At 67.6% G+C, this 1,119-nt stretch carries 1 protein-coding gene; it reads left to right on the forward strand.

Going from position 1 to position 1,119, the window contains the following annotated elements:
* Positions 1–550: 550 nt before the first annotated feature.
* On the forward strand, positions 551–958 hold the full coding sequence (locus tag BMY61_RS43815; RefSeq protein ID WP_075004334.1) for an aggregation-promoting factor C-terminal-like domain-containing protein: 408 nt from the start codon (positions 551–553) through the stop codon (positions 956–958).
* Positions 959–1,119: the final 161 nt, after the last annotated feature.

Genomic DNA, 1,119 nt, shown 5'->3' on the forward strand with positions numbered 1-1,119 from the left:
CTCCCAGACCGCCGCCTACGGCCACTTCGGCCGCGAGCTGCCGGACTTCACCTGGGAGCGCACCGACCGCGTCGAGGCCCTGAAGAAGGCCGTCGCGGAGTAACCGGAGCAGTCAGCTGCCCAAAGAGGTGCGGGGCCTTGGCCCCGCACCTCTTTCGCGTCCCCGGACCGTCACGGTCCGTGGTGGCCACCCCACGGTCGGTCGCCCGGAGGCCTCGGACGGGGACGCGGGCACATCCCCTCCATGAGGAGAAAGGACCGACGGAGCGTAGTGCGCTGACAGCGGTGCGCAAGACTGCGGGTGACCTGTGCCACAGGGAAACTCGACCTACTAGCGGGAATAGGAGTCGGGGCCCTGCTGGCTTGGCGTCAGGATGGCGATAAGTCCGATTTGTCCACTATGGAGAGTCGTATTTGGGGTGGTTGCGCCGTTTGGGCCAGTTCCGGCACGGTGGTTGATGTCAGGCCGCACCGGCTGGGCCAAGCCCCCGGAGCACCGGTTCACCGGAGTCCTGCACCCTGCCCCCGAGATCAGAGGTTCTGTTTCTTCATGGCTTTCCGCATTCGTTCGCTGCGCACCCTGTCCGCCTCGATCGCCGGCGCCGGCATCCTCGCCTCCGCCGCTGTCATGGGCGTCGGCGGTGCCGCTCACGCCGACACGGCCATCGCGCCGACCGAGGCCCAGGCGCTCGCCGCGTCGATCGTGCCGGCCGACCAGATCGCCTCGTTCGACCAGATCATCTCCCACGAGAGCGGCTGGAACGTCACCGCGACCAACGCCTCCTCCGGTGCCTACGGCCTGGGCCAGGCCCTGCCGGGCAACAAGATGGCCTCCGTCGGTGCCGACTGGGAGACCAACGCCAGCACCCAGATCAAGTGGGCGCTGAGCTACATGAACTCCACCTACGGCAGCCCGAACGCCGCCTGGTCCTTCTGGCAGGCGAACGGCTGGTACTGAGCCGACAGACAAGCAACGAAGCAGGGCCCGTCCGAACGGACGGGCCCTGCTCGCGTCTGCAGAGCCGCTAGGGCCTGTCCGGCGGATCATGACGTCGTAGGGTGCAGCTCATGCACAGCACGCTGACCGAGCACGCCCGGTGTCTTTACGGAGATGAGTAC

Origin of the sequence: Streptacidiphilus jiangxiensis, from assembly GCF_900109465.1 — a bacterium.
GTDB lineage: Bacteria > Actinomycetota > Actinomycetes > Streptomycetales > Streptomycetaceae > Streptacidiphilus > Streptacidiphilus jiangxiensis.

Coding starts and splice junctions, on each gene's coding strand:
- BMY61_RS43815 (WP_075004334.1), top strand. CDS start 551: ATGGCTTTCCGCATTCGTTCGCTGCGCACCCTGTCCGCCTCGATCGCC.